The organism is Streptomyces sp. NPDC048417, from assembly GCF_040651615.1.
Lineage (GTDB): Bacteria > Actinomycetota > Actinomycetes > Streptomycetales > Streptomycetaceae > Streptomyces.
On record NZ_JBEZKI010000049.1, the window covers coordinates 22,716 to 47,098 of the forward strand.

The 24,383-nt window shown below is 69.3% G+C and carries 26 protein-coding genes and 3 pseudogenes; 11 read left to right on the forward strand and 18 right to left on the reverse strand.

The genetic code is table 11. The features are described from left to right. Positions 1 to 65: 65 nt before the first annotated feature. From AB0D59_RS47240 to AB0D59_RS47265, 6 genes are all read right to left on the reverse strand, one after another. Entirely contained in the window at positions 66 to 482 is a 417-nt protein-coding gene (locus AB0D59_RS47240; protein WP_362578139.1) for a trypco2 family protein, read from the reverse strand. A gap of 353 nt (positions 483 to 835) precedes the next feature. Further along, entirely contained in the window at positions 836 to 1,387 is a 552-nt protein-coding gene (locus AB0D59_RS47245) for a hypothetical protein (RefSeq protein WP_362578141.1), read from the reverse strand. Positions 1,388 to 1,519: 132 nt separating this feature from the next. Beyond that, positions 1,520 to 2,077, reverse strand: coding sequence for an XRE family transcriptional regulator (locus tag AB0D59_RS47250; RefSeq protein ID WP_362578143.1), 558 nt, complete (start codon positions 2,075 to 2,077; stop codon positions 1,520 to 1,522). Positions 2,078 to 2,083: 6 nt separating this feature from the next. Next, complete coding sequence (locus tag AB0D59_RS47255; RefSeq protein WP_362578145.1) at positions 2,084 to 4,324, reverse strand: helix-turn-helix transcriptional regulator; 2,241 nt, start codon at positions 4,322 to 4,324, stop codon at positions 2,084 to 2,086. A gap of 99 nt (positions 4,325 to 4,423) precedes the next feature. Continuing rightward, a complete protein-coding gene (locus tag AB0D59_RS47260; protein WP_362578146.1) occupies positions 4,424 to 4,891 on the reverse strand; it encodes a hypothetical protein in 468 nt (155 codons plus the stop codon). A gap of 125 nt (positions 4,892 to 5,016) precedes the next feature. After that, the gene (locus AB0D59_RS47265) at positions 5,017 to 5,733 is read right to left on the reverse strand and encodes a hypothetical protein (RefSeq protein ID WP_362578147.1); all 717 of its coding nucleotides are present in this window, start codon (positions 5,731 to 5,733) and stop codon (positions 5,017 to 5,019) included. An 89-nt stretch (positions 5,734 to 5,822) separates the two neighbouring features. On the opposite strand from AB0D59_RS47265, the gene AB0D59_RS47270 reads away from it, so the two are divergent. Together AB0D59_RS47270 and AB0D59_RS47275 are read left to right on the forward strand one after the other, a co-directional pair. After that, positions 5,823 to 6,086, forward strand: a complete 264-nt coding sequence (locus AB0D59_RS47270; RefSeq protein WP_362578148.1) for a hypothetical protein — start codon at positions 5,823 to 5,825, stop codon at positions 6,084 to 6,086. Beyond that, positions 6,083 to 7,912 (forward strand): zeta toxin family protein, encoded by a 1,830-nt coding sequence (locus AB0D59_RS47275; RefSeq protein ID WP_362578150.1) that lies wholly within the window; start codon positions 6,083 to 6,085, stop codon positions 7,910 to 7,912. The genes AB0D59_RS47270 and AB0D59_RS47275 overlap by 4 nt, the downstream gene beginning before the upstream one ends. On the opposite strand, the gene AB0D59_RS47280 is transcribed toward AB0D59_RS47275, so the two are convergent. Next, positions 7,879 to 8,154 (reverse strand): hypothetical protein, encoded by a 276-nt coding sequence (locus AB0D59_RS47280; protein ID WP_362578151.1) that lies wholly within the window; start codon positions 8,152 to 8,154, stop codon positions 7,879 to 7,881. The two genes, AB0D59_RS47275 and AB0D59_RS47280, sit on opposite strands and share 34 nt — an antisense overlap. Positions 8,155 to 8,359: 205 nt before the next feature. Here AB0D59_RS47280 and AB0D59_RS47285 point away from each other — a divergent pair, with 205 nt between their 5' ends. Then, on the forward strand, positions 8,360 to 11,032 hold the full coding sequence (locus AB0D59_RS47285) for an ATP/GTP-binding protein (RefSeq protein ID WP_362578281.1): 2,673 nt from the start codon (positions 8,360 to 8,362) through the stop codon (positions 11,030 to 11,032). 200 nt (positions 11,033 to 11,232) lie between these two features. On the opposite strand, the pseudogene AB0D59_RS47290 reads toward AB0D59_RS47285, so the two are convergent. After that, positions 11,233 to 12,210, reverse strand: a pseudogene (locus AB0D59_RS47290) (IS481 family transposase); the annotation flags it as partial. Positions 12,211 to 12,518: 308 nt separating this feature from the next. On the opposite strand from AB0D59_RS47290, the gene AB0D59_RS47295 reads away from it, so the two are divergent. The 3 genes from AB0D59_RS47295 to AB0D59_RS47305 are packed head-to-tail and all read left to right on the forward strand — an operon-like array spanning position 12,519 to position 13,461. Continuing rightward, positions 12,519 to 12,764, forward strand: a complete 246-nt coding sequence (locus tag AB0D59_RS47295) for a hypothetical protein (RefSeq protein WP_362578152.1) — start codon at positions 12,519 to 12,521, stop codon at positions 12,762 to 12,764. 52 nt (positions 12,765 to 12,816) lie between these two features. Then, positions 12,817 to 13,077: a hypothetical protein gene (locus tag AB0D59_RS47300; RefSeq protein ID WP_362578153.1), complete on the forward strand. Its 261-nt coding sequence runs from the start codon at positions 12,817 to 12,819 to the stop codon at positions 13,075 to 13,077. A gap of 27 nt (positions 13,078 to 13,104) precedes the next feature. Further along, positions 13,105 to 13,461 (forward strand): hypothetical protein, encoded by a 357-nt coding sequence (locus AB0D59_RS47305; protein WP_362578155.1) that lies wholly within the window; start codon positions 13,105 to 13,107, stop codon positions 13,459 to 13,461. Between the two features lie 115 nt (positions 13,462 to 13,576). On the opposite strand, the gene AB0D59_RS47310 is transcribed toward AB0D59_RS47305, so the two are convergent. From AB0D59_RS47310 to AB0D59_RS47355, 10 genes are all read right to left on the reverse strand, one after another. Continuing rightward, positions 13,577 to 13,873, reverse strand: coding sequence for a hypothetical protein (locus AB0D59_RS47310; protein ID WP_362578157.1), 297 nt, complete (start codon positions 13,871 to 13,873; stop codon positions 13,577 to 13,579). Next, positions 13,870 to 14,067 carry a toxin-antitoxin system HicB family antitoxin gene (locus AB0D59_RS47315; RefSeq protein WP_362578159.1) on the reverse strand — a complete coding sequence of 66 codons (198 nt, stop codon included), beginning with the start codon at positions 14,065 to 14,067 and terminating at the stop codon, positions 13,870 to 13,872. The genes AB0D59_RS47310 and AB0D59_RS47315 overlap by 4 nt, the downstream gene beginning before the upstream one ends. 428 nt (positions 14,068 to 14,495) lie before the next feature. Beyond that, the gene (locus AB0D59_RS47320) at positions 14,496 to 14,648 is read right to left on the reverse strand and encodes a hypothetical protein (protein WP_362578161.1); all 153 of its coding nucleotides are present in this window, start codon (positions 14,646 to 14,648) and stop codon (positions 14,496 to 14,498) included. Positions 14,649 to 14,692: 44 nt separating this feature from the next. Next, positions 14,693 to 15,067, reverse strand: a complete 375-nt coding sequence (locus AB0D59_RS47325) for a PIN domain-containing protein (protein ID WP_362578163.1) — start codon at positions 15,065 to 15,067, stop codon at positions 14,693 to 14,695. After that, on the reverse strand, positions 15,064 to 15,318 hold the full coding sequence (locus tag AB0D59_RS47330) for a hypothetical protein (RefSeq protein WP_362578165.1): 255 nt from the start codon (positions 15,316 to 15,318) through the stop codon (positions 15,064 to 15,066). Before AB0D59_RS47330 ends, AB0D59_RS47325 begins: the two co-directional genes overlap by 4 nt. Positions 15,319 to 15,460: 142 nt before the next feature. After that, a complete protein-coding gene (locus AB0D59_RS47335; protein WP_362578167.1) occupies positions 15,461 to 16,273 on the reverse strand; it encodes a hypothetical protein in 813 nt (270 codons plus the stop codon). A gap of 1,154 nt (positions 16,274 to 17,427) precedes the next feature. Continuing rightward, a complete protein-coding gene (locus tag AB0D59_RS47340) occupies positions 17,428 to 18,087 on the reverse strand; it encodes a DUF742 domain-containing protein (protein ID WP_362578168.1) in 660 nt (219 codons plus the stop codon). After that, the gene (locus AB0D59_RS47345; protein ID WP_362578170.1) at positions 18,084 to 18,596 is read right to left on the reverse strand and encodes a sigma-70 family RNA polymerase sigma factor; all 513 of its coding nucleotides are present in this window, start codon (positions 18,594 to 18,596) and stop codon (positions 18,084 to 18,086) included. The genes AB0D59_RS47340 and AB0D59_RS47345 overlap by 4 nt, the downstream gene beginning before the upstream one ends. A gap of 842 nt (positions 18,597 to 19,438) precedes the next feature. Beyond that, positions 19,439 to 20,113: a hypothetical protein gene (locus tag AB0D59_RS47350; RefSeq protein WP_362578172.1), complete on the reverse strand. Its 675-nt coding sequence runs from the start codon at positions 20,111 to 20,113 to the stop codon at positions 19,439 to 19,441. Further along, on the reverse strand, positions 20,110 to 20,733 hold the full coding sequence (locus AB0D59_RS47355) for a sigma-70 family RNA polymerase sigma factor (RefSeq protein WP_362578173.1): 624 nt from the start codon (positions 20,731 to 20,733) through the stop codon (positions 20,110 to 20,112). The genes AB0D59_RS47350 and AB0D59_RS47355 overlap by 4 nt, the downstream gene beginning before the upstream one ends. A gap of 729 nt (positions 20,734 to 21,462) precedes the next feature. On the opposite strand from AB0D59_RS47355, the gene AB0D59_RS47360 reads away from it, so the two are divergent. The 5 genes and pseudogenes from AB0D59_RS47360 (at position 21,463) to AB0D59_RS47380 (ending at position 23,899) form a co-directional block, all read left to right on the forward strand. Further along, positions 21,463 to 22,059 (forward strand): HNH endonuclease family protein, encoded by a 597-nt coding sequence (locus tag AB0D59_RS47360; protein WP_362578284.1) that lies wholly within the window; start codon positions 21,463 to 21,465, stop codon positions 22,057 to 22,059. A gap of 105 nt (positions 22,060 to 22,164) precedes the next feature. Then, positions 22,165 to 22,470, forward strand: a pseudogene (locus tag AB0D59_RS47365) (undecaprenyl diphosphate synthase family protein); the annotation flags it as partial. Then, positions 22,452 to 22,589, forward strand: a pseudogene (locus tag AB0D59_RS47370) (hypothetical protein); the annotation flags it as partial. The pseudogenes AB0D59_RS47365 and AB0D59_RS47370, both read left to right, overlap by 19 nt. A gap of 17 nt (positions 22,590 to 22,606) precedes the next feature. After that, on the forward strand, positions 22,607 to 22,732 hold the full coding sequence (locus AB0D59_RS47375; protein WP_362578287.1) for an undecaprenyl diphosphate synthase family protein: 126 nt from the start codon (positions 22,607 to 22,609) through the stop codon (positions 22,730 to 22,732). Positions 22,733 to 22,837: 105 nt separating this feature from the next. Further along, positions 22,838 to 23,899, forward strand: a complete 1,062-nt coding sequence (locus tag AB0D59_RS47380; protein WP_362578175.1) for a hypothetical protein — start codon at positions 22,838 to 22,840, stop codon at positions 23,897 to 23,899. Positions 23,900 to 24,383 lie beyond the last annotated feature (484 nt).

Below are 24,383 nucleotides of genomic sequence, written 5' to 3' on the forward strand. Positions count from 1 at the left end.
GATAGCCCGAGCCGCAACCGCCCGGATCACCGGTGCGAACCAAGGCGAGGCGATCCGGATCCACCTCATGACTCCCACGGCCGCAGCGGAGCCCCCTTGGAGTCATCAGGTGTTCCATCCGACGCTTCAGCATCGGTGCTCCGCACCTGGGCGTCGTCCGCGTCGGCGAGGCCTCCGCCAGCGCGGCTGATCTTGGCCCGCGCGCCTCCCAGCGCCTCGTCGTGAACCTGAAGTGTGAGCGTCAGCGTCTGACGGCGGGTACTTCCCAGGCCACCTCCGACCTCACCGTTGGTCTTGGCACCGGGAAGCCCGACCTCGACCTTCACACCACCCTTGCCGTCGCGGCGGAACTCCACATCCAGCGTGAGCTGCGCCTGCTCCACCTCGAACCGCAACTGTTGGCCGGAACCCACGTCCTGCGCCGCATACAGCTCCCGCCTCAGCTCCTGCAACGCCTCGCTCAGTGAAATTCCCGCGTCCACAGCTTCCCCTCGAACTCCGGCGCCCGGCTCCGACGCCCCGATGGCAGTCTGTCCCATCCAGCCTGGCCCTCGCTGAGTTTCACCACACCAAACCCGCGGAGCGTCTCCACCTACAGCTCGATCTGGAGTACTCGATGCCAGGCGAGGGCCAGCCGAGGGCCCGGCTCGCGCCGTCTGTTGCAGACCGTTCCTCACCAGAAAGCCGCTTCCAGCCTACGCCGGGGCCGTCCGCTGATACCACGGCCAACAACAAGTAAAGAAGGCGACATAACGGCCGAACTGGACCCGGTGCTGAAGGGCCTCGACCGCGAGTTCAACGACGGAGAGCAGCCAGGCCCGATGAGTGCGGGACGTTAGCGGCGGGTGACGGTGAAGCCGGTGTCGTTGACCGCGCGGGTCCACACGTCCCGGTCGAACCACTTGCTGATGTCCGGCTGCATCTCGGTGATGACGCGCATCCGGTGCTCCCAGTCGTGGCCGGACGGGCCGCGGCTGCCGCCGCAGCTGTCCTCGCCGTGGATGTGGCCGGCCATCCAGGCGTTGACCGCCACGTTGACGATGGCGCCGTACAGGTCGCCGCCGGTCTGCGCGAGGGCGTTGGGAACACCGGCGAGGATCAGCGCCAGCTCCGGGTTGTCCACCGACGGCATCGGCGCCTGGCCCACGCCCTTGCGGGCGCTGCTCTCCTCGAAGCTGCGCGCGCTGTCAGCGAGGCGGCCGGCGAGCGCGGCCGCGTCGAAGTACCGCCAGGCCGACCGCACGTGGATACCGAGACGGTCGGCCGTCGTGCGGATGTTCTTCTCGATGGTGTCCTCGACGGTCACCGGCGCGAGCGTCACGCCCCGGTGGGCCAACTCCGCCAGGGTCTGGGCAACGGCTTCCTTGAACGCCTTCGTGTTCCGCACGGCCACAGCGTAGGGGAGCGCCGCCTACCCTCCTGGCCAGAACTGAGAGTTGCTGGCCGCAGGCTGTGACGTCGCGGATACGCGAGCGCGCCGGACTGGCTGGTCCGGGGCGCGCGGCGTGCTCGGGGACGTCTAGAGGTCGAACTCCAGGTGCTGGATGTCGGTGAAGCGCACCTCCTCCAGCTGGCCGGCGCGGCGGCCGTTGTCCTGGAAGTACACCTCCTTGAGCCCTTCGGCGGCGATCTCCTGCAGGCGCTGGTCGGTGGCGCCCTGTTCCTGGGCTTCGAAGAGGCGGGCGGCGTACTGCGGCGGCAGCGCCACGGTGAGGTGACGTAGCCGGTCCTCGTCAGTCGAGCCGATCGGCGCGGTGTATCCGATCCGGGCCTGGGTGTCGATGACGATGCCGCCGGTGGTCGCCGCCTTCTGCCGCGCCTGGGCGCGGATCTGGGGCTGCCACCGCTTCTTCACCTCAGTCTCCAGCCGGGCGGCGAGGTCCGGGCGGGGCTTCTTGATCTGGTCCTTCACGTACCGCTCAACGGTGCGCTGGGAGATCCGCAGCATCTGGGCGACCGCCTTGGTGCCCTTGAGCTGCTTGACCAGGTAGCGCATCTGCGCACCCGCGCTCTTGGGCGCCGGCCGGGTGAACGCCTTCTGCACTGCCTTGTCCAGGCCGTCCCCGAACACGCTCATCAGCTGCTACTCCCCGTCGTCCTTGTTGGTGACCTCACCGGTCTTGATGTACCGGGCGAGGTTGAGCTCCGGCGCCTCGAACCGCTCCCGGACCTCTTCGGCCCACAGCACGGTCTGGGTGCCCTCGTGCTTGACCAGCCCGGGGTTCACTCCGAGCTTCCAGCCGCCCGGGAGCGGCTTGCCGTCCTTGTAGGGCAGGAAGTCCAGCGGCGAGGGGCCGTCGGAGGCGTACACCACGCAGTCGGAGAGGATCGCGACCGGGTACTGCCCGGTGTAGGCCGCGTGCTTGACGATCTTGCGGTGCATGTTGATGCGGGTGCGTGAGATGACGGCCGCGCGGATGTCCGGGCGCCACGTCGGCCGGGACAGGGCCCGCCACGGCTCGCCGGACTTCCAGCCCTCGCCGCGCGGGCGTTCGCGCAGCTTGCCCAGGCCGCCCTTGACGGTCGCCTTGACCGCGGAGACGACGATCGCCAGGTTGGGGTCGCGGTCCTTGTAGCCGTCCATCGCCTTGAGGAACTCCTGCGGGCTCACGTCGGCGGGAACCCCGAGGTCGGCCATCGTGTCGACGTACGCGTCACGCAGCCGGTTGTACCAGGAGTCCAGGTAACGGCCGTTCTCGTAGCGGACGTTCGCCTCGATGGGGGCGACGTCGTAGCCGAGCTCCACGGCGTAGGCGACGGTCCGCGTCTCGTACCAGGCCGGGCCGGTCGGCCGCTCGCCGGTCGGCGTGAACGGGCTGGGCAGCAGGCTCGCGTCCAGCTCCACCCACTCCTTGCCGACCTTCACGCGGGACAGGTCGACGTGGGAGAGGTCGACCAGCCAGGAGCCGGGCAGCTTCGCATCGAACACCGGGTTCTTCACGTTCGTCAGCTCACCGAGGCCGACGACCAGGCCGTTCGCACCGGCCGCGAAGGCCATGTTGACGTCGATGCCGACCAGGTACCGCTTCGTGCATTCGTCGTCGGTGAGCGGCCGTGCCCAGTCGAGGATTTCCTCGAACAGCTTCTCTGCCGGGGTGCGGCGGTGGAAGCGCGGCAGGTCCTTCAGGAGCGGGTGCCCGTCGGGGACCTCGCACGGCGCGGGGTTGACGGGGTCCTTGCCCAGGCTGCCGGGGTTGTGCTCGCTGTGCCGCTTGCCGTTGGCGTCCGGCTCGGAGGCACGGGTCGGCGGGTGGAAGGCGGTCATCAATTCCAGGCCAGTGACGGCGGCCGATCCGCGCGGCGTCATCACCCGCGACGCGTACGTGCCCAGCAGCTGGGCGAGTTCGGCCGGTGGGAGCTGCCCGGCATCCCCCCAGTGGCGGGTGTCGAGGGCGTTCCACGACGGGATGCACAGCTGCACGCAGTTGCGTTCCGAGCCTTGCGCCGGGCGGTAGATCCGCGCCCACGGCCCGAACCCGCGCTTCGTGAGCTTCCAGTCGGCGCGCGCCAGCTGCTTGATGACCTTGTGGCCCTCCGGCAGTCGCCCGGCGAGCCGCTCTTCCTCGGTGAGGGCGACCGGCAGGCCGTAGCGCTCCAGCGCGGCCTCGGTGAGCACGAGCAGCGGGTCGGCGTCCTTGCCCGGACCGGACAGCTTCGGCTGCCCGAGCTTGGCCTCCTTCAGGGTCCAGTCGACCAGGGTCGGAATGGACTTGGCGGGCACGTCCAGGACCAGGCCGCCGACGCAGTACGCGAGGACCTGGCCGTCCTCGTCGACGTCGACGACGGCGAGCGGGCCGTTGACGAAGCGCGGGTCGGTACCGGCCGGGGTGTTCGCCGGGGCCGCCTTCCGCGCGGCCGGGCGCCGTGACGTCGACGACGGCCTGGCGGCGGGCGCCGGACGCGACGCGGCCACCGGTGCGGCGGCGGAGCGCGACGGGGTGTCCTGTCCGGTCGGCACGGCTGCCGCCTCGGGCGCCGGGCCTGCGGATACGGGCCGTGCTTCCGGCGCCGGGGCGGGAGTGCTCGCGAACGTTGCGGGAACGGCCGTGTCCTGGACGGGAGTTCCGGCGTTGGCATCAGCGGGGTAGAGCTCCGCGAGCTGCTTCAGCAGACGGGCGTATGCCTCGCGCTCCTTGCCCCGCGGCTCGGTGGCCTTGGTGCTGGACTCCCAGCCGCTGACCGTGGCCCGGCGCACCTCAAGCGCTTCGGCCACCTCATCCAGGGTCAGGCCGTGCGCGGTACGCAGCCGCTTGCGCTCCGCTGGCGGCGGCAGCGGGGACCGGGACGCAACCAGCGCATCGACCCGGTCGAACAACTCGGACATGGAACACCTCCTGTCTCTCAAGCATAGCGTTAACCGTACGGATCGCGTACCAAATTCGTACGGATCGCGCACATATTGCGTGATCGTGCCGCTAGGGCGTCAACCGCCCCGGCCGGTCAGGCCCGTACGAGCGGGCCCGCTGCGGGCGACGAAGGCGTTGTGTGCGGCCCGGGCGAGGACTGCGCGCCGGTCGCGGTTGGCCCGGTCGGGGGCCTCGTGCAGGGTGAAGGTGACGTCGACGACCCGGTCGGCGAGCGCCCGGACGCGCGGGTCATCGGTCAGCAGCTGGAGCTCGGTGAGGACCTCGCCCACGGCGGTGCGCGCTTCGAGCACGGCCGCCTTGGCCGCCGCCTGGTCGCCCTCGGAGGCGCCGGAGCGCTCGTGCTGCAGGCGGCGCATCGCGGCGAGCCGGGAGAGGGAGCGCACGAACGCCTGCCGCAGCTCCTGGCGCTGCTGGGCGAGCCGGTCGCGGCGGGCGGCGGACCGCTCCTGCAGACGGAAACCGAGCACGGTCGCCAGCAGTGCTATCAGGGCGGCGACGGCGGACGAAGCCGGTTCCATGGTCATGTCTCCCCGGTGCGGAACGAGGTGGGGGGCGAACGGCGAACCCCCGGCGTGCGGCCGGGGGTTCGGGCGGGGCTACCAGGAGTTCGGGGCGTACTTCTCGATCAGGCCCATCAGCCAGGCGGGGGTCACGTCCTCGTCGATCCCGCTGCGCAGCGTGACGGTGCGGGCGTCCATGTCGACGACGCCGTTGGGCAGGACGCGGTGGCCGGAGACGGCGGCCTCCCAGGTGGTTCCGTGGCGCCGGCCTCGCGCCGGTAGGTGATCCACGCGACGTACGGGGCGACCTTCAGGTCGAAGGTCGGGTCGGCCAGGTGCGGCCGATCCGCAAGGCGCAGAATCTCGATGTGCTGCTGGGCGAGCCGCTCGCCGGGCGCGACCTCGGACCGGATCCGGGCCGCGGTGGTCACGCGGGTGGCGAGCTCGCAGAAGTACCGGTCCTGCGCGGTGCCGGTCTTGACGCCGGCCACCATCAGGTCACCGAGGAACCGGCAGAACGCCCAGGGGCTCAGGGCCTGCACGTACTCCAGGGCGGCTCCGGTGGCCTTCTCCAGGTAGATGAACCGGTGCCAGGCGCAGGCAGCGCTGTAGCCGGCCGCGATGACGTCGTCGCCGTCCAGCGCGGCCTGGTCCCGGACGCGCTCCCGGGCGAGGCGGATGAACTGGTCGGCGCGGCGATGCTGGTCGCGGCCCTGGTGGAAGCGGGGCGTGTCGGGGGTCAGTGCGAGCAGTCCCCGCAGCCATCCCGCGAAGTCCTCGGCAGTCTCCCGGTCGGCGGTGCGGGCCGCCTCGTCGGCGAGGGCGGTCGTTTTCGTGGGTGTGGAGGTGCCGGCTGTCCGCTGCATGGGGCTCTCCTATCGCACATAAAAGTGGCTTGCCACTAATGTAGCCTTCGCCCTTGAAAGTGGCAAGCCACTTATGTGATGATCTCCCCATGAGCAGTCAGCATCGAGAACCGGCGCTTACCATCCGGCCGCCAGCGGACCTGAGACAGGCCGTGACGGGGGAGTTGAACGAGCGGAACCTGGAAGTGCAGGCGTTCGTCGTCGCCTGCTTCCACGCTCTGTTGGCCGACCCCGAAGGGTTCCTGGGGAAGCTCAGCGAACACTGGCCCGACAAGAAGCCGCGCGGTCGCCCCCGCAAGAACGACCAGGCCACAACGGACTCCGACACGGAAGCGCCTCAGGAACGTCAGTGACTGAACAGAACAGCGGCCCGGGCTCGCTGCCCGCGCAGGAGAGCCTCGAGGTTCTGCATCGCGTGATCATCCCCGGCACGGCACGGGCAGCCGTCCGGCAGGACCGGCCGGTCGTGGTCGTTGTTGCCGGACAGCCAGGCGCCGGCAAAACGGGGATCGCCGACCTCGTCCAGGCGGTGCTGGACCGGCGCGGTGGCGCAGTGCGGGTCCGCCGCGACATGTACAAGCCCTTCCACCGTCACTACGCCCACGCCCTGGCGGCCGACGTCCGTACAGCCGGCGCCCTTGTGCGCCCCGACACCGTTCGCTGGCAGGCCGGCGTCGAAGCACACGTCCGCGAGATGGGCTTCGACGCCGTGGTGGAGTCAGCGCTCGCCGACCCCGAGGACTTCCGCGCCTCCTCCAGCGCCTACCGCGCGGCCGGCCACCGGATCGAGGTCGTCGCCGTGGCCACCCCGGAGGCCTTGAGCCAGCTGGGCATCGTGGACCGCTTCCTCACCGAGGCCTCCGACGGAGGCTGCCGGTACGTGTCCTGGGAGAACCACGACAGCTGCGCGAAGAACCTGCTGAACACCCTGGCCGTCATCGAGGCCGAACAGCTCGCCGACCGCGTCACCGTCGTACGGCGCGACGGCGCCCTGCTGTACGCCAACGAGCTCACGCCCGACGGCGACTGGCGTCGCCGCCCCGCGGCGGACCGGGCGGTGCGGGTGGAACGGACGCGGCCCTGGACCGCACCCGAGACCGCCCTCTTCCGACGTGAACTGGCCCGCACCGACCGGCGCGTGCACACCGAGCTGTCCGAAGAGGACCGGCGGCTGGCTGTACAGCGCGACAGCGAACGCGCGGCCGCCTGGTCCGAACCGGTCCGCCGCACCGCCCAGCCCACACCGGTGCCGCCCGGGGTCGCCTACCATCGGCTGTCGGCCGACGAACACCGCTGGATCTTCGACGAACTGATCACCCCGACAGTTCTGGCGAACGTCACGCCCCGGGACGATCCGCGCGCCGTGTACGTGATCGGCCAGCCCGGGGCGGGCAAGCTGCTGGCCGCCAGGATGGTCCTGCGCGCGATGCGGCCCGGCACGACCAAGCTGGTCGGCGACGACTTCAAGGCCGCACATCCGGACTACCGCCAGATGCTCCGTCAGGATCCCCGCGGTGCCGGCGCGGCCATCCGCACCGACTACAAAGCGTGGTTCGCTCAGGCGGAAGAGTACGTGCGCACGCGGCGCGGCGACCTGCTCATCGAGTCCGCCCCAGGCGGCGCGGACGATGTCCTCGACAGCGCCCTCGCCTGCTCCCGGGCCGGCTACCTGGTGGAGCTGGTTGTGCTGGCCGTCCGGGAAGCGGACAGCCGCCTGGCCACCGCCCTGCGCTACGCCCGGGCCCTGCAAGCCGGAATCACCGGACGGTTCACCACCCACGCCGGGCACGATCGCTGCTACCGGGCCGTCGCCCACCTCACGGCGGCCGCCGAAACCCACCCGGCCATCACCGCGGTGACGGTGATCCGCCGCGACGGCCACGCCCTGCTGCGCCAGGAGCAACCGCCCGCACCCGGCCGGGCCTCATGGGCGCTGGCCGCCGAACGGCAGCGCCCCTACACCGAGCAGGAAGCCGCCCACTTCATCCAGCTCTACCAAGGCCTGCGCAAGGCCCTGCCCCAGCACCGCAACGAACTGGACGACATCGCCGCCCTGGCCCACCCCCTGATGCCCGCCGGGTTCCAACGTCTGCGGATCGCCGCGCACCGCCCGGACATACGGCTGCTGCCCCTGCCGCGGACGGTCTACGACTCCAGCTCCCTCAGCCGCGCCGCGTAGAGCGCAGCAAGGCGGTCCTCCTCCTCCGCGTCGGCCTCGGCCAAACGCTGCAGGTCCTGGTAGGCGGCCGTACGGCCCGCCGTCAGCTGGGCAAGGCGCTCCTCATCGGGCAGCGGGGCCCGCCGCTCGGCAGCGATCTGCTCGGTATACCAGTGCACTACCTCCTGCACGATGTCGGCCGCGTGCTGGTCCTCGCCCCCGCCCAGGCCGGAGAAGTCAGGCTGATCCGATGTACCGGGCATGGCAAATCCCTCATTGTTCTGATCTTGATTGTTTGGGTCATTGTCCTCCCGGCCCGCCTGCCCGGTTCGGTGCCGCCGCGGCGCCCCGAGGTGCGGGCAGGCCTGAATCCGTCGGCCGGCCGGGCCGTGGCAGCGGGGCGGGCTCCCCAAATCGTGCAGGGCGGGCATAGGTTGACCTGCGAGTGATCATTTTTCGGGGGTGGATGTGACAGGCGGCCGGGATCTCAGGGCACTGTTCAGCACGAACGACCGCAGCGTGCAGGCTGTGGAGGCGTTCACGAACCGGGCCTCGCAGTGGGAGACGGTTGCGGCCGCGCTCACCCAGCACCTCCACCACGTCGGTTCCCCTGGCTTCGACCCCGAGGACCTCGAGGCGCCCCGCAATCACATCCTGGTCTTCCACGGCGTGGGCGGCATCGGCAAGACGACCCTGTCCCGGATGCTGGAGGCGGCGCTCGCGGACGCCGTGCGCCGCCCGTCCCAGTGGGGCGAGCCGGGCTGGCCGGCCGACCGGATCCTGCCCGTACGCATCGACCTCGCCCGCTCCGCCGGCACCGACTTCGAGCAGATCGTGCTGACGATCCGCGCCGCCCTCACCCGGATCGGACGGCCGCTGCCCGCCTTCGACCTGGCGCTGCGCCGCTACTGGGAGGCCAACCACCCTGGCGAGCCGCTGGAGGAGTACCTGCGCCGCGGTGGGCTCGGCGCCCGGTTCGGGCAGGCGCTGCCGCAGCAGATGCAGTCCGCGCTCGCCGACGTCGCCCAGGCGCTCATGCTGCCCGGCACCATCGGCTCGGCCGTCGGCCAGCTCACCGGCGCCCTCGTCAGCGCGCTGCGCGAACACCACCGGACCGTACGCGCCCTGGCGGGCTGCGTGCGGCTGGCGGACCTGCTGGAAGCCGAACCCGACCTGGACACACTGTCCTTCTACCCGCACCTGCTGGCATGGGAGCTCGCCCATCTTCCCGAAGGCAAACGCGTCGTCCCGGTCGTGCTGCTCGACACGTTCGAGGACACCGGCGACCGAACCCGCCGGGACCTGGAACGGCTCATCCAGCGGACAGTGTGGCTGATACCGAACGCCTTCTGGGTGATCACCGGCCGCTCACGCCTGCAGTGGGCCGACCCCGCCCTGCAGGGCCAGCTCGACTACACCGGCCCCGCCGCCTGGCCCGGCCTCGCCCACACCACCGTGCCCGCCGCCCGCACCCCGGGTCGACCTGCCGCCGGACGGCAGGTACTGGTCGGCGACTTCTCCCCCGAAGACTGCGACGACTACCTCGCCCACCGCCTCACCCGCGACGGGCAGCCCCTCATCGGCGAGAACATCCGGCAGGTCATCACCGCCCGCTCGCACGGCCTGCCCCTCTATCTCGATCTGTCCGTCGCCCGCTTCCTGGAACTGCGCCGCACCGGCAGCAGCCCGCAGCCCAGCGATTTCGACCACGACTTCCCCGCCCTGGTCGCCCGCACCCTGACCGACCTCACCCCCGACGAACGCCACGTCCTGCGCTCGATCAGCCTGCTGGACGCCTTCGATGTCCCCCTCGCCACCCGCGCCGCCGGCCTCACTCACGAAGGACCCGCCCTGCGGCTGACCGAGCGCCCCTTCATCCGCGAAGACCCCTTCGGCCTGTGGCCCTTCCACCTGCACGGCCTGATCCGCTCCGCCGTACGCAACGCCGACGACACCACCGACGACCGCTGGAGTGAGACCGACTGGCGGCAGGCCGCCCAGCGCGCCTTCACCGCCCTGGGCGAACAGCACCACAATCCCTCCGGCCCCGGCCGGCTGCTGCTGATCGCCTGCCTGCGCCAGGGCCTGCGCCTGGCCCGCGACCACCGCCTGGACCTCGACTGGCTCACCGAAGCCGCCTGGACCTATGCCAGCGACTCCGTGTGGGAGCCGCTCGCCCCACCCGACACCGACACCGCAGCAGACCTCGACACCGCCGCCGACGCCCTGGTCGAACTCCTCAGCGCGCTCGCCCGCCGCCAGCACGAACACCGGGCTCGCACCGTCAGTCGGCTCACCGCCGTCCTCGCCGCCGAACTGCTGCCGACTGACCTGCAGGAGATGGCGCTCTACTACCGGGCCAAGTCCCTGCGCGACACCGGCCAGGCCGCCCCATCCCGCCGCGACTACCAACAGGTCGCCGACCAGGGCGGCCGCCTCGCCCCGGCCGCCCGCCGCGGCCTGGCCCACGCCGCACGCCTGGCCGGAGACTTCCCCACCGCCCTCGCAGCCGCCCAGAACCTCGGCTGGGAAGGCCGCCACCAACGTGTGATGGGCGACCTGTACTGGCTCCAAGGCCAACCCGAGCGGGCCGCCGCGGCCTACCTCGCTGGACGCACCGAAGCCGAACAGCATGGCAAGGCCGGCGAGGCCGCCCACAACCAGGCCCTGCACGCATTCGCCATCGCGCTCTACGCCCCCGACCAGGCCACCGCGGAAATCGACCTCGCCCACCAGCTCTTGGCCGGCCTCAATCTGCGCGCCACCACCATCAACGTCCGCCGGGCCGAACTCATCCGCGATGCCGGCAGCGACAGTGTCGACGACCAGATCGCCACGCTGCGAACCGAGCTCGATATCGCGGGCCTCGCCTCGCTGACACCTGCGATCGAGCTGGCCGGGGCCTTCCACCAGGCCGTCCTCGACGACCGCATCGCGCTGAACGCCACCCTCATCCGGCTACGAGAACAGACGTCCGCCGAAGATCACGCCTACTTCGTCGACATCGCCCACTTCATGGCCGGCCTCCCGCTACCTGCCGACCACACCGCGCCACACTGGCTCGACAGCGCAGCCGCCACCCGTGAGCGATGGCGTGCCCTGGTCATCGCCCGGCGCCACCGCCTCGGCATCTCCCAGTAACCGGCTTGTGAAAACGTCTCGAGCCTCATCCCGGTGACGGCGAGATGAGGCTCGGAGGCGACCCGGCAGGTCGTGGCCGGTCTAGATGTGGTGTCTCAGGACGTTGGTTCCACGGCGTCTTCGAATGTCAGCTGCTGCGGAAGGATGTCGAGCGGTTCCGGCGGCTGGTCGAAGGTGACGCGGTAGTCGCTGCCGGCGGTCCGGCTGATCGGCGGCTTCCCGCCCAGGACGGCGTGCGGCCGCTCGTGGTTGTAGTAGTTGAGGAAGTTGGCGAGCGAGACGCGGCGTTCATGCTCGGAGGTGTAGTCCCGGACATAGGCCCATTCCCGGGCCAGCGTGCCGTTATAGCGTTCGACCTTCCCGTTCGTCCGTGGCGTGTAGGGCCTCGTGCGCTTGTGCTTTGTGCCCGCCGCGGCGAGTGCGTCGGCCCAGGTCCGGGAGCGGTAGCAGGAGCCGTTGTCGGTGAGGACGCGATGGATCGGCGCGATGCCGTGGGCGGCGAAGAAGGCGACGGCACGGTGCCAGAAGGCGACCGCGGTCACGGCCTTTTCGTCCTCCAGAGCCTCGGTGTAGGCGAGCCGGGAATGGTCGTCCAGCGCGGAGTGCAGGTAGGTGTAGCCGACCTTCCCGGTGCCGGGACCGGTGCGTTTGGAGGCGCGGGCGGCGTCGGTGCCCACGCCGTGCATGCGCCAGCCGCCGCCTTCGGGGATGCGTCCGAGCTTCTTGATGTCGACGTGGACCATGTCGCCGACCCGGTCGTGTTCATAACGGATGACCTCGCGCAGCTGCTCGCCGGTGGACGGGTCCAGGTCGCGGAGCCGGTTGAGTCCTCGCCGCACGAGGATGCGGTGCACGGTGGCCGGCGCGACCGTGACGCCGTGCAGCCGTTGAAGGTCGGCAGCGAGTGGCGCGGGCCCGTGCTTGGTCTGCCGCCGCAGCGCTTCCACCAGGTCCACGATGTCCTCCGCGGTGCGGGCCGGGCTCGTGGCGGGCCGGGAGGAGTGGTCGAGCAGGCCGTTCTCGCCGTGCGCCCGCCATCGGGCGTACCACTTGGCCAGGCAGCGGCGGGAGATTCCGGCTTCCGCCGCGACGTGCGCGATCGGACGCCCGGTGTCCACGCGCTCACATAATCGGCGACGCCCTTCTGACGTCAGCGGGGCGTTGGGATGCCCGGCCATATCAGCCCATCAAGGGACCAGCTCTGAGTGCCCATCAGTTTCAGCGTGCACCCAGGCACTGACAATGACCGGTCCAAGCAGGTCAGGCAGGACGTGACCTGCTGCTGGGCCATGCCGAGTGCCAGGTGGAGTCCCTTGCGAGTCCTGTAACGGGTTGAGCAAGTGGGGGCACCAGAATCCCGGCCGGTGTCGCATGGTTCAGGCGGCAGCCCGGGGCAGGGAAAGCACTGGTCAGGGGACCGGACTAAAAATCTTAATGACTGTACCCCCCTAGGGTTGACTGTACCCCCCTAGGGAGGTACAGTCATTTGTGTAAGGACGACAACAGCAGAGAGGGCAGCGAGATGACCACCTACCAGATCGAGATCAAGAACTCCGACAAGACCCCGGTCAAGCGCTTCTACTTCGACGTCGACGAGGACACCGCCTACGAGATGTTCAACGAGTGGGCCGCCCGCTACGACAGCACTCACAAGCTGGAGCTCAGCTACCGGCGGACCGGCCGGTTACTCCCCGAAGGCCGACAGAGCGGATTCGCCGAGTTCATGAAGTAGACCAACCCCAGGGGGCCGGGAAGCCGGCCCCCTCCCGTTCGAAGGACCAATCATGACGGCCGCACTGAACGACCTCATCGCCTCGCTCCAGCAGCTTGCTGCGCTGCCCCCCGTCGAACGGGCCCGGCAATGCCCCTCGCTCATCGACGGAGCCAAGGCCGCGCTCGCCTTCGAGCGCGGCGCGGCCTTGGCCGAAGCCGTCGACAGCGGTGACTGGACCCAGGCCGAGATCGCTCGGGAGCTGGGCAAGTCGCGGCAGAAGATCCACGACATGATCGCCGCCTACCGAGAGCAACTCAAAGTCGAGTCATGAAGACGACTCCTGCCCAAGGAGAACGCGATGAGCACCGAAACCACCACCTTCCTCGCCTACGGCGTCCACATCCCGCTCCCCGCCAGGACCGACATCGGCGACGAAGCCGACCGCGTGGAAGACGCACTCCGCGCGTGGAAGGAGCAGTGCCCCGACGTCCGCTGCCTGACGGCCGAAACCCTGACCGGCGACCACCTGTTCCTCACCACACGCTGCGAACACATCGCCGCCGGCACGTTCAGGACGAACGTCACAAGCAGCGTCATCAGCGAACACATCGCCGACTGGAAGCGGCAGCTCAACACCGCCGTCCACGCCCTCGGCTACCACCAGTTGCCCGGCCTGTCCGAACCTGACTGGATGGTCGTCAACGACTACAGGTGACCGCCTGTTGCCCCCCGCTGTCCCGAACGGGAGCAGGCTGAACCCACCCGGACACCGTCCGCCGCCGTGCCGCCTCCAGCCGCTGAGGCGGCACCAACCTCATACGACAGCACATCTAGAGGTCCTGGACGGCGCGCAGGGCCTGGTCCACCCGGGCCATGGCCTCAGCGGCGACGGGGCCCAGAAGCTTCGCCCCCTCGAACCGGTTGACCCTGAGCTGCACGATGTTGACGGCGACCGCGGTGCACGGGAGCGGATCGCCAATCACCACCGACATGGCCGTGTCCGGGAACCGGCCGCTTTCGTGCAGCACGATCACGAGGACGGCGCCGTACGTCTCTTCCAGCCCGGTCAGGCTGATGATCAGGACGTTGCGGCCGTCGGGGAGTGCCCAGATCTCACCACGGTTCACAGGGTGTCGCCCTCGCCCGCCAGGTCATCGCCGAGACCGAGCGCGGCCAGCTGGCGCGCGGCATCGAGGGTGGCAGCGCGGCGGGCGGCACGCACCACATACGCGTTCACGCTCATGCCGGCCTCCAGGGCAGCTGCCTTGATCGAGGGTGCGAGTTCCTCGGGGATGCGCAGGGTCATGGTGGTGACAGACATGGTTGCAGCTTAGCCACCGGTTTATGGTGGCGGTAGTCGATAGCACAAGGTGGTGCCAGACAGCGGTACCGACTGATCCGGGAGGCCCGGCCGTACACCACCGGTTCGGTCACGCATCAAAAGACGCGGCAGCTACGGTCCTCGTTCCTTGCCTGTGCTGGCCGGCGGCCGTACGGCCGCCGGCGGGCGCCCTCACGCGGCCGCGGCCCCGAGGGGCTGTGGATGAACCGATCCGACTGCTCAGTCCGCCCTTGCCCCACTGCACCCCCGACGGACTCCTACTCAGCACGGACACCGTGGCCCGCCGCCACCGCCAGGCCCTCGACGCCACTGCTGCGGCGCTGCACCCAGAGATGGTCTGACCAGCTACAACGGCTGCGGCCCCGAACACCTCGGTATTCGGGGCCGCAGCCGTATGCGGGGCAGGTTCAGAGGGCGTCCGGGTCGAGGCCCTGCGCACGTGCGAGAGCGAACAGGACCCGTTCCATCTTGTCCAGACGCTGCGCGATCGGCCGGTCCCCCGGCGCTCCGACGGCGTCGGCGAGGGAGTCGGTGAAAGCGGCCATGGTGTCCTCAGGCACTTGAGACTCCAGCCATCATGAATGGAAACGGCCGTCAGGCCAGGTCAAGTTGGGTTCAGTGGAGTAATGCCGGTGCCCGCATACAGTTCGGGCTCCAGGGACAGGACCGTGAACGGGTCGCCCGCCTTCACGGCTTGCCAGGCGATAGCCGCGGCGTGCGCCACCGGCCAGTCAGCATGCGTCCAGTCCATCGCGTCCACAGCGTGCGCTGCGCTGAACGGCACGTGCTCCGCGAACCGCAGGGACGCCGCGTGCCTGCCCGCGCCGGCAACCTGCCGCTCAGCGGCCAGCACCGACAGGGAGGGAATGATCACCCGTCCGGTACCGCGCGAGGCCTCGATGTAGAGGCCGGTGAAGAAGGGATCCGCACGGAACAGGGCGGCCAGAGCGGTGTGGTCCAGTACAGCCGTCAGGTTCATGCGGCGGCGTCGCCCTGATGGGCCCGAATCCTCGCCCAGGCGTCCTGGCCGGCCCGCTGGACTTGGCCGGTGTACTCGATGCCGAGCTCACGGGCCGCCTCGGCAGCCCGCTGCTCCCGCTCGGCTGCCGTGAGCTCGCGGGCGGCGAGTTCTTCCAGCAGTTCCGTGATGGTTGTGCCGCGCTCGTCAGCGAGAACGCGCAGGCGGTCGCGTACTTCCTCGCTGGTCTTGATGCTGGTCGGCTTGCTCATACGGCCGATTCTACCGCCGGTAGACCGGTCGCGGAGCGGTGACGGCTGGCACCACTACGCTGCCGGCTGGGTGGCCTGCCAGTCCACTTCATCTCCGGGACTGGCGAGCGCCCGGACTTGGTGGTCGATGGGTCTTGGCTTGCTACTGCGAGTCGCGGTGAAGGTCACTGATGGCGTCGGCCAGGTGGGGGAGGTCGGACAGATCAATGTTGCGCGGGTTCGCCGCGTACCTGACCAGACCGAGCAGGCGGTGCAGGATGTCGGCTTCCTGTTGCTGCCGGTGCCAGTCCGGCCCGTCCGGGTCGCCGTCGTCAGGGGGCTCGGGCGGGGCGTTGCGGAACCGCTCGTCCTCGGCAACGCAGTCCCGCAGAGCGGTTGGCCACACAAGCGGGACCGGTTCAGGGGTGCCCTTGGTTTCGGAACCGCGGACCGCCAGGATGACCCGTGCCTCCTGCGATCGGTCGACACGTCCCTGGAGGTCACCGACAGCGGCCAGTTGAGCTGCAATGCGGCGGATCCGCTGCGCATGCTGGCGTGCCCACTCCCGTTCGGCGCGCCGGCTGCGTCGCTCGCGGGCCTGTTCGACGCGCTCGCTCTGGGTGCGCGGAACCGTGCCGTCTGGTCGGGTATAGGCCCGGCTGAGCTGGAGGTGTCGTCGTTCTGCCGCCTGGCGCCCGCTGAGTTCCTGCCATTGGGCGATGCGCGCCCACGTGATCTTTTTGCTGCGGGCGAGCGAGGTGAGTTTGAGTTCGTCATGGTCAAGCTTCTCGCGCAGCATCCTGATGACCAGAAGCGCGGCGAGCACGTCGGCGTCGGTGGCGTCGGGCAGTAGGGCGCCCTCGGCCCGCTGACAGATGCGGTCGTAGTTCCGGGCGATGTCCATCAGCCGCCCCGGCGAGCCGCCGCTGCGCGAGGGGAGCCGGCGGCCGCCCGAGGGAGCCTGGGTGAGCCGCACCCATGCCTGGTCCCGGTTGTGCTGCGTGTCCGGGCGCCGGTCTCCGGAGTTGGATGTCGTCCTCATGACGACTCCTCACGTCGTCTCGAGGATGACGTGTCCGGCGCCTGAAGTGGCGCGGGATCTCGCTCGGCCTGTGCCTGGACAGCTAAGACGGCTGGCTGCTGCGGCCATACGGCCCGCTCCCGCCCCTGACGGCGGCGCCTACGGCGCCAGGCGGTACGGACAGCGCCAGCGATGGCTGCCGTGAGAGCGAACATCACGGCAGCGATGTACTGGGCGCTGACGTCATGGATAAGGGATGTCGACATGGCTGGATCGGCGCACGTCATCGGTGTGCGCCTCGCTCCTCGTGAGAGTCGGCGGTACAGAAATCTGCCGCTTGGCATGCGCGAAGCTGCCATGACGGCGACGTCCACGCACAGCAGGAACGGCTCGGGACGGCCCCATCGCGGCTTGTTCCCGTGCGGAAGTCTGCCTGGCGCAGCCCAACTGCATATGCACTCTGGCCGCTCCCGCGCCAAGCGCCACCTTGCGCCACCCCGCCTTAGAGCGCATATCCGACAAAAGGATGCCCAAATCTCAAGGGGAATGTCGTCCTCCGGGTGCTCTCAGTCACCGCACACACCCACATCCCACCCAACTGCCCTCCATCTCCAGCCGGTTGCTCCGCACCCCGCGCTATCCCGTGCCGCCGCAGCACGCGCCGACCGGAGTCGGCGCCGTACTCGGACGGCCGCGACACGCCCAGCAGTTGGGGGCGATGGCCGTTGGCGGGTCGGCGGCCTCACGGCCTGTTCGGCTGCCTCCACTGATGGTCTGACTAGTTCGCCGAGCGGATGAACCCGCGACCGATCGCCCTCCGCAGCGACGCCCGGACCACTACGAAGATCCCAACCTGTTTGTGATCTTCGAAACGCAGCCCCGGCTGTGCGCCTCGTCCGTACCTGACGCTCCCTGATCGCCGCGCTGTTCGCGCCGCTCGCCCTGCTCACCCCCACCACCGCCCACGCCGCCACCGCGGCCACCGAGACTTCTGGCTGCGAGTGAGGCACCCGCGAACGACGGGCACGCCCCGTTCCCCGTCCGGCGCCGCCTTCATCGGCGCCGGATCCGGGCGGACAACCAGGGCCCGTGCGCGGTGCTTGAGCCGGCTACAGCTTGCGTAGTCCGCTGAGCACCCTTTCAAGGAGGGTCACATCGGGGATGTTCCCGGCCTCGGTGGCCATCGGCGCGTGAACATCAAGGAATCCACCTTCCACGAGATCTGCTACCAGGATGCGGGCCACTCCAAGGGGCATGCGCAGGAGCGCCGCGATCTCCGCGACGGACTTGCTCTCCCGGCACAGGTTGCCGATCCGCTGATGCTCCGGCAGCATCCCTGCCCACTGGGAAGGCTCGGCGACAGTGGTGATGAGCGCTTCGATGGCCAGCTGGTAACGCCGCAGCTCGCGTGCGGGTCGGTCGGTCGTGAAATCCGGTGCGATGCTCGCGGGGCCGGGTGTGCGACCTGTTCCGGTAACAGCAGCTGCAAGTGCTGCCCGGGATGCGGGGTAGGCCTTGGTGTCGGCTGCTCCACTGCCTTGCAGGCTCTGCAGACGAGGGCGGTCGCCGTACGGGTCTCTCTCGCGGCCGGCATCCGCAGCGTCCCCTGCCGCTTCCCGGTCTGCGGCCCGGCGGCGGGCTTCGGCTGTGACTCGTTCGAGTGCAGCGGACAAGGTCTCGGGTGCGGAATACCGTTCGACGAGCCGGTCGTAGGCGGCACCCTGATCGACCGACTCGGGCGCCCTGATGGGGGTCGGTTCCATCTTCATGCCTCCCTGTCCATCCGCATGGCGTTTCTCAGGGCTCGGCGCGCGTGGGTGAGGTTGGCCCTCGCCTGTGCGGGGGTGCATCCGAGGGCCTCCGCGATCTCCGAAGGCGTCATGTCGACCAGCGTCAGCGTCATGACCTGCTGCTGGCGCCGGGGCAGAGCCGCGATCGCGCTTCCTGCGACCAGTGCGAGCTCTACCGCGATGAGGTCCTGCGTCGATCCGCGATCAGCGAGTTCCCCTTCGGGCAGCCCTGACTGCCGGTCTTTCGCCAGTTGACAGGCCACCCGGAACGCGACCGTTCGGACCCAGGCCTGAGGTGCCGCCACTTTCGCCCAGTGCTCCACCAGCCTCGTCATCGCTTCGGCGGCGGCGTCCTGTGCAATCACCTCAGCGAAGCCCCGATGGGCGATCAGCATGGCGATCACCCGGGGGTAGTGGCTCTCGAAGAAGGCCGCGAAGCCGTCGGGCTCACTGTCCACTCCGATCGCCTCTCCGGCCCAGGCGCGCATCACGCTCGTTCCTGCGCTTCATGACCACAATCAGCAAGACCAGTGCAGCGGAAGCGAGCGTGAGGGCCAGCGAATTGGTGGTCGCGTACAAGGTCCCGAGACCTTCCAGAACGATGTTGATCACCAGCACTAAGCCAGCTGTCTCGCTGTGTTCCGAGCCCGAGGCCGGTTCAGGAACCGGATCTGTCCGGTCGGGCTGAGGGGGGCTTTCCGTCATGCCTACCTAGAGCCCGAAGAGCGCCCGCACGCAAAAAGTGAAGCGGGTCACACACGAGGGGCGCTGTGATCGCCAGCATCCGGGGGTGAAGGTCTGGCCCGCCGCTACGGGGGAAAGCGACAGGCCAGCACCACCACCCTGCCACAGCGACACTCACGCCGTACGACATGACGGCGAAGTGAAATTGCTCGCCGGTCGCAGAAGCGGACGTGGCCGCTGGAAGGTTCCTGTGGCCACGTCCACGGGTCACGGCCGAGGAAGTCGCATCGCCTTGACGCTGCGCGGTCGGGCGGCCTGTCGAAGTGTGTCCGCATCGCTCGCCCCTCGAACAGAGATGGCAGGCGCGTGCATCGGCGTGATCTGGGGGCACGGATCGCAGCAGGGTTTGGGGCAGGCCAGGAAGACCACCAGGCCGATGACGTCGGATTCGGTACGGCGGGTGCCGTGCAGGATGCGGGCCGGGGCGGTGCGCTGGTTCTTGCGTGGCGAGGGTGGCTGGGGGCTAGGGTGCATGGAAGGCGTCCCTTTCGTGTGGCGTCGTGGTGGGGAGTCCGCCCGGCCGGTGGCCTCGGAACCGGTGGCCGGAAACGGGACTCCCCTCCTTCTTCTCGTACTGCGCGCCGGTTCAGCGGCCAGCGGCGAACTCTTGCAGTTCGTCGACCAGTTGCCGGTCGGGGCGGGCCACGATCACGGAGCGGCCGGGTGCCCGTGCGGCGAGCCGGTCGACCTCGTGCTCCAGGCGGCCGGTGGGTGCCAGCGCGCGGGAGCCGTTGGAACGGACGTAGCGGGCGAACAGCTCGAGGCCTTCGAGGAACGCGGCATCGGGCGGCGTGGAGTCGGCCATGGAGTGGGTGAGCTGGTAGAACCAGTGCCAGGACCTCTTGGACTCGCCGAGCGCCAGGTGGTGCAGGTGCAGGCAGTAGGCGGCGGCACGGCTGCCGGCGCCCGCGGCGAGCTGCCACCAGAACTGGGCGGACTCGGGGTGGCGGGTGAGGTAGAGCAGGCAGGCGAAGGCGAGCGCGCCGTCGACGTCCAGGTGGTCTTCCGTCAGGGGTCCGTGGGCGGGGCCTTCGGCGATCTTGGCGACGTGGTCGGCGACGGCCGGCTCGTTGAGGACCCACCGGCACACCACGCCCAGGCGCTGGCCGGCCTGCGCCGCGCGGGCGATGTCCGTGGTCGGGGTGGGGCGGCGGGCGTCGGCGGCGAGCCGGCGCAGCCCGGCGGCGACGTCGAACCGGCGCGGGACGGTGACGGGCAGCCGGATCTCGTCGAGCAGGGCATCCAGGGTTGTGGTGGTCACTTTCGTTCCCCCTTCTGCTGGGTCTTCTTGCGGTCGTCGGGCAGGCCGAGTTTGAGGCGCAGGCGTTCCTTGCCGCGGCGCAGGTGGTGGCCGACGGTGCGGTCGTCGATGCCGACGTACCAGGCGATTTTGGCGACGGGGTAGCCGAGGATGTAGCGCAGCACGATCACCTCGAACTGCCGGTTGGGCAGTTCCGCGATCGCCTCGTACACACCGCTGGCCGACTCCATCTTGTGGAGCTTGTCCCGGGCCGTTGCGAGCGCCGGTGCCAGCGCCTGTGCGATGGGCCCGTTGATGACGAACGCCGGTGCGCGGCCCTCGCGTTCGAGACGGTCGTGCACGGCCCGCCGCATGATCGCCCAGGCGCCCTGTTCGAGGGAGCCCGAGCTCAGCAGTTGCGTCCAGCCCGCGAGGATCTGCAGGAACACCTCGTGTATGACCTCTTCGGCCACCTCGCGGGTACCGAAGTGGGCCTCCGCGTAGGCGTGGAACGGTTCCTGGTGGCCGAGGTAGAAGGCCTCGAAGTCCAGCGGCAGGTCCAGCGGCTGGTACATGGACTGTGACAGCCCCGCACCCTGGTCGGAGGCTGGGGCGTCCTCCTGGGCGTCGTCGTGACTCACGCGGGCCTCCCGGCGGAACGGCACATGGGCAGGCTCTTCCTCTCCATCGAGGGTCGGCTGGACCGGCGCCAACTCGTGCGCGCCGACGGCCCGTTGGGCCTGCCACCTACCTAAGTGATTCGCGGGACGGATCACTCATGGCCCATAGAAAAAATCACCGAGCGTTCCGCCCTCACCGCATGCTGCAACCTTCAACAAGCGCTGCTAGTCACCCTCGGTAGCTTCCTGACCAGGCCGAACACGACCGGGGGACACCGCGAACATGCCTGCGCATCCCGACGGTGTTCTGCATCACACCAGGTCCGTCACCCGGCGCACGCCCGGCACGAGTCGGCGTGCAAGCATCCCGTGCACGCCCCTGAGCTTCACTAAAAGTGACTGTATGACTGTCTGCCGAATTGAGGCTGGGGTATCCCGCGGCGTCCCCGCCCCTCCCGGCCTGCGCTCCCCCGCCGGGTATGAGCCCGTCCTGCAGCCCGCGCCTGCCCACCCAGGCACGGGCCGTCCCCGCTGATGGTGTGACTAGTTCGCCGAGCGGGTGAACCCGTTGCCGAGCAGCCGACACGGCGCCGCCCCGGCCGCTACGAAGATCACGACCACTTGTGATCCTCGAGAGGAAACCGGTCCGTGCGCCTCGCCCACACCCGACGCACCCTCGTCACTGCGCTGTTCGCGCTCACCACCCTGCTCATCCCCACCACAACCCAAGCCGCCGTCGCCGCTCCCCCGCTGCAGCGGCACGCGCCCGGCGAGACCATCATCCTCCCGGTCCGCGATGCCCTGGCCGCGCTGACCGTGGCGGACGAAAACCGCACTGGGTACTCCCGGGACAAGTTCCGCCATTGGACGGACGCCGACAAGGACGGCTGCAATACCCGCGCCGAAGTCCTCCTGGAGGAAGCCGTCACCGCCCCGGACGTCGACGCGAAGTGCCTACTGACCGGGGGCAGCTGGTACTCCCCGTACGACGACCAGTACCTCGACAGTGCCCGCAAACTTGACGTTGACCACCTCGTCCCGCTCGCCGAGAGTTGGGACTCTGGCGCCTCCGCCTGGACACCGAAGGAGCGCGAGGCCTATGCCAACGACCTCGACGACCCGCGCGCGCTGATCGCGGTGTCCGCCGCCTCGAACCGGTCGAAGGCCGACAAGGACCCGACCGAATGGCTCCCCCCGTACGCCGGCTACTGGTGCACATACGTCACCAACTGGGTCGCCGACAAAACCCGCTACCAGCTGACCGTCGACCCCGCCGAGCGGACCGCCCTGGCTGAGCGCCTCGCCGCCTGCCCCGACCAGTCCATCACCGTCACCCTCGCCCGCTGAGCAGGCGTCTGGCCTGTCACCAGGCGGAAAGGTGGGTGACGGGCCAGACGGAGAGGACGCTACGCCCCGGGGGCAGAGGCTCGGCGACGGCGCCCCCACGGCACCACCGTCGAAGAAGGCATCCGGCAGGGCGCGGCCGTCGTCCACCAGGTCGTCGACCACTGCCGGACCCTCGGCGTCCAGACCGCCAGCGTGTTCCTGATGTCCGACCGGAACTTCCGGCGCGACGCCGGCGAAGTCGACGTCCTGGCCGACCTCCTCGAAGCCGTAGCCTCTACCGGCCCGCTCCGCGTACTGACCACCACGAGCCCCTGCACTCTGCTCCCGCCGCGCCTCGCGGCCGCGATACGCCGCGCCGAGCAGACCACCGACGATCGGCCGGGGATGACGGTCTGTCTGGGCATCGGCTAGGACGTCCGCCAGGCCGCCACCCGCGCCCTGAGCGCCCCGGACTACGACGAGCCGTCGAGCGGTACCTGTCCACGGCAGGCCTGCCCGACCCTGACCTGATCATCCGCACCAGCGGCGAGCGCCGCCTGTCAGCTTCCTGCTCTACCAGGCCACGGATGCCACCCTGTGCTTCCAGGACCGGTACTGGCCCGACTACACGCGCTTTGCGCTTGGGCGGGCCATCGCCGAACACGCGGAACAACGACGCACCTTCGGCCGCTGAGATCTCACCGGCAGTTGTGTAACAAGCACATCCACAACCTCAGGGGCGTTCCCAGTCCTCGGTACGGTGCTACCCACCTACGCAGATGACACCAGGAGAGGCGACGTGTGGAGCTACATTCGCTGGGCTGATTCAAAGCTAGCCCAGTGGTTAGAGCGCAATTGGCCAGAGGAGCTCAATGCAGCCGCGTGGACTACCACCACGACTTTCCAATACGCCATGGCTGAACTTGCCGGAACAGCGTTCAGTATTTCATCTCACGTATTAGATGCTATTCGACTGGATGCGTACAGGGAGAGGCTCCATCAAAAAGTCATCCGGTGCCGTCTTGCAGAGGTGGCGGCGCTGGGGATGCTGCTGACTTTTACGCCGTATGCTGCACCGCTCCTGCGTCACGCCTACAGCTCGGCATTTGAATGGTGGCCTGAATTCTCTGCGAACCCCGCGATTTCGGTGTTCAGGTCTACTCCCCCGGATGAAGGATTATTTTCAGACGTCTCGTATGTTGGCTTTTTGTTATTGTTCGCTACGATTCTGCTCGAAGTGGCATCCCCTAGGCATCGCTTCAAAATTCCCCCTGACCGGCCTGGCTATAGCTCAGTACCCTACGCTTGTGCGCTGGTGGCAATTTTCTGCGCTGCGGCAAAACAAAACATCCCCAGTCGCAAGAAAGAACACCTCAAGCGTGTTGACCTCGCCGTATCCCGCCTCGCCGAGGAGTTGCTGAAAAACTCAGGTGACAGGGCCCTATTCCCAAGAAGGTCGCCGCGCACGAAGGCGGCACGCGACCACGCTGCCCTGGTCGCCGCGGCTGTCCACAGGGCAAGTCTTCAGATCGACGTTTCCCCCGAGGCAGCATTCACGGAACTCGGCAACATGGCGATGAGGATCTGCGAGGCGTACGTTGACTGCCGCTGGGGGCGACTCCTTGAAGAGAGCGAGTTGACCGGCCTGGTGCCCGAGCGGAGCCGTGAACCGCTGCGTCTCGCTATCGCCGGGTGCCTCACCATCGCAATCGGGGTTGCAGGAGCGTTCCTCGGTGTCCCCGACGGAGCCCTGCCGATGCTGTTCGGGCTCGTCGGGTTGATCTCCTTCACGCTGCTCATGGGCCGCACGCCGCGGTCCCTGGAACTGCTCGACGCTATGAGGGGTGTTCAGCGGCCGTAGCTCGAGGGGCGTCTACCCACTTGGCCGTGATCATTTTTGCCCAATGGGCAACTCCCTGGGCCCCGTACGAGCGACACACGGGGCCCTATCACGGGGTGGACACCGTACCGATACGGGCTCACTGCCTGGAACGGTGGCACGGTCTGACTATCGTCACTCTCCTGACATTAACCACAGCGGGCGCCTCGCCTGCACGAACTACTCGCACGCCAACTTCCCGGACCTGGCACGGTCCCTGACTCACCGCTGTCGTCCCGCCCTCACGCCGTGCTCCGGTGCTGCACCGGACCAGCGCCGGCCACCGCGCCAGCATTTCGTTCCGCTCGCTCTTCACGGGCCCGGCGCAGGGCCGCCATCCGAGAGGCCTCGCCCTCACGGCGCCGGGCACGGGCCGTCGCGAGCGCGGCCGGCGCATCGTCGGGCATGGCCTCGGGCTCGGGGAACGTGCGGGCCTTGAGCTCGCGCGCCCGTCGCGCCGGATGGC

What these genes read in the sequence shown, in the direction of transcription:
- AB0D59_RS47250 (WP_362578143.1), bottom strand. Translation starts at nt 2,077, where the DNA reads ATGAGCGTGTTCGGGGACGGCCTGGACAAGGCAGTGCAGAAGGCGTTC.
- AB0D59_RS47255 (WP_362578145.1), bottom strand. Translation starts at nt 4,324, where the DNA reads ATGTCCGAGTTGTTCGACCGGGTCGATGCGCTGGTTGCGTCCCGGTCC.
- AB0D59_RS47260 (WP_362578146.1), bottom strand. Translation starts at nt 4,891, where the DNA reads ATGACCATGGAACCGGCTTCGTCCGCCGTCGCCGCCCTGATAGCACTG.
- AB0D59_RS47265 (WP_362578147.1), bottom strand. Translation starts at nt 5,733, where the DNA reads ATGCAGCGGACAGCCGGCACCTCCACACCCACGAAAACGACCGCCCTC.
- AB0D59_RS47270 (WP_362578148.1), top strand. Translation starts at nt 5,823, where the DNA reads ATGAGCAGTCAGCATCGAGAACCGGCGCTTACCATCCGGCCGCCAGCG.
- AB0D59_RS47280 (WP_362578151.1), bottom strand. Translation starts at nt 8,154, where the DNA reads ATGCCCGGTACATCGGATCAGCCTGACTTCTCCGGCCTGGGCGGGGGC.
- AB0D59_RS47300 (WP_362578153.1), top strand. Translation starts at nt 12,817, where the DNA reads ATGACGGCCGCACTGAACGACCTCATCGCCTCGCTCCAGCAGCTTGCT.
- AB0D59_RS47305 (WP_362578155.1), top strand. Translation starts at nt 13,105, where the DNA reads ATGAGCACCGAAACCACCACCTTCCTCGCCTACGGCGTCCACATCCCG.
- AB0D59_RS47315 (WP_362578159.1), bottom strand. Translation starts at nt 14,067, where the DNA reads ATGTCTGTCACCACCATGACCCTGCGCATCCCCGAGGAACTCGCACCC.
- AB0D59_RS47325 (WP_362578163.1), bottom strand. Translation starts at nt 15,067, where the DNA reads ATGAACCTGACGGCTGTACTGGACCACACCGCTCTGGCCGCCCTGTTC.
- AB0D59_RS47330 (WP_362578165.1), bottom strand. Translation starts at nt 15,318, where the DNA reads ATGAGCAAGCCGACCAGCATCAAGACCAGCGAGGAAGTACGCGACCGC.
- AB0D59_RS47340 (WP_362578168.1), bottom strand. Translation starts at nt 18,087, where the DNA reads ATGAAGATGGAACCGACCCCCATCAGGGCGCCCGAGTCGGTCGATCAG.
- AB0D59_RS47345 (WP_362578170.1), bottom strand. Translation starts at nt 18,596, where the DNA reads ATGCGCGCCTGGGCCGGAGAGGCGATCGGAGTGGACAGTGAGCCCGAC.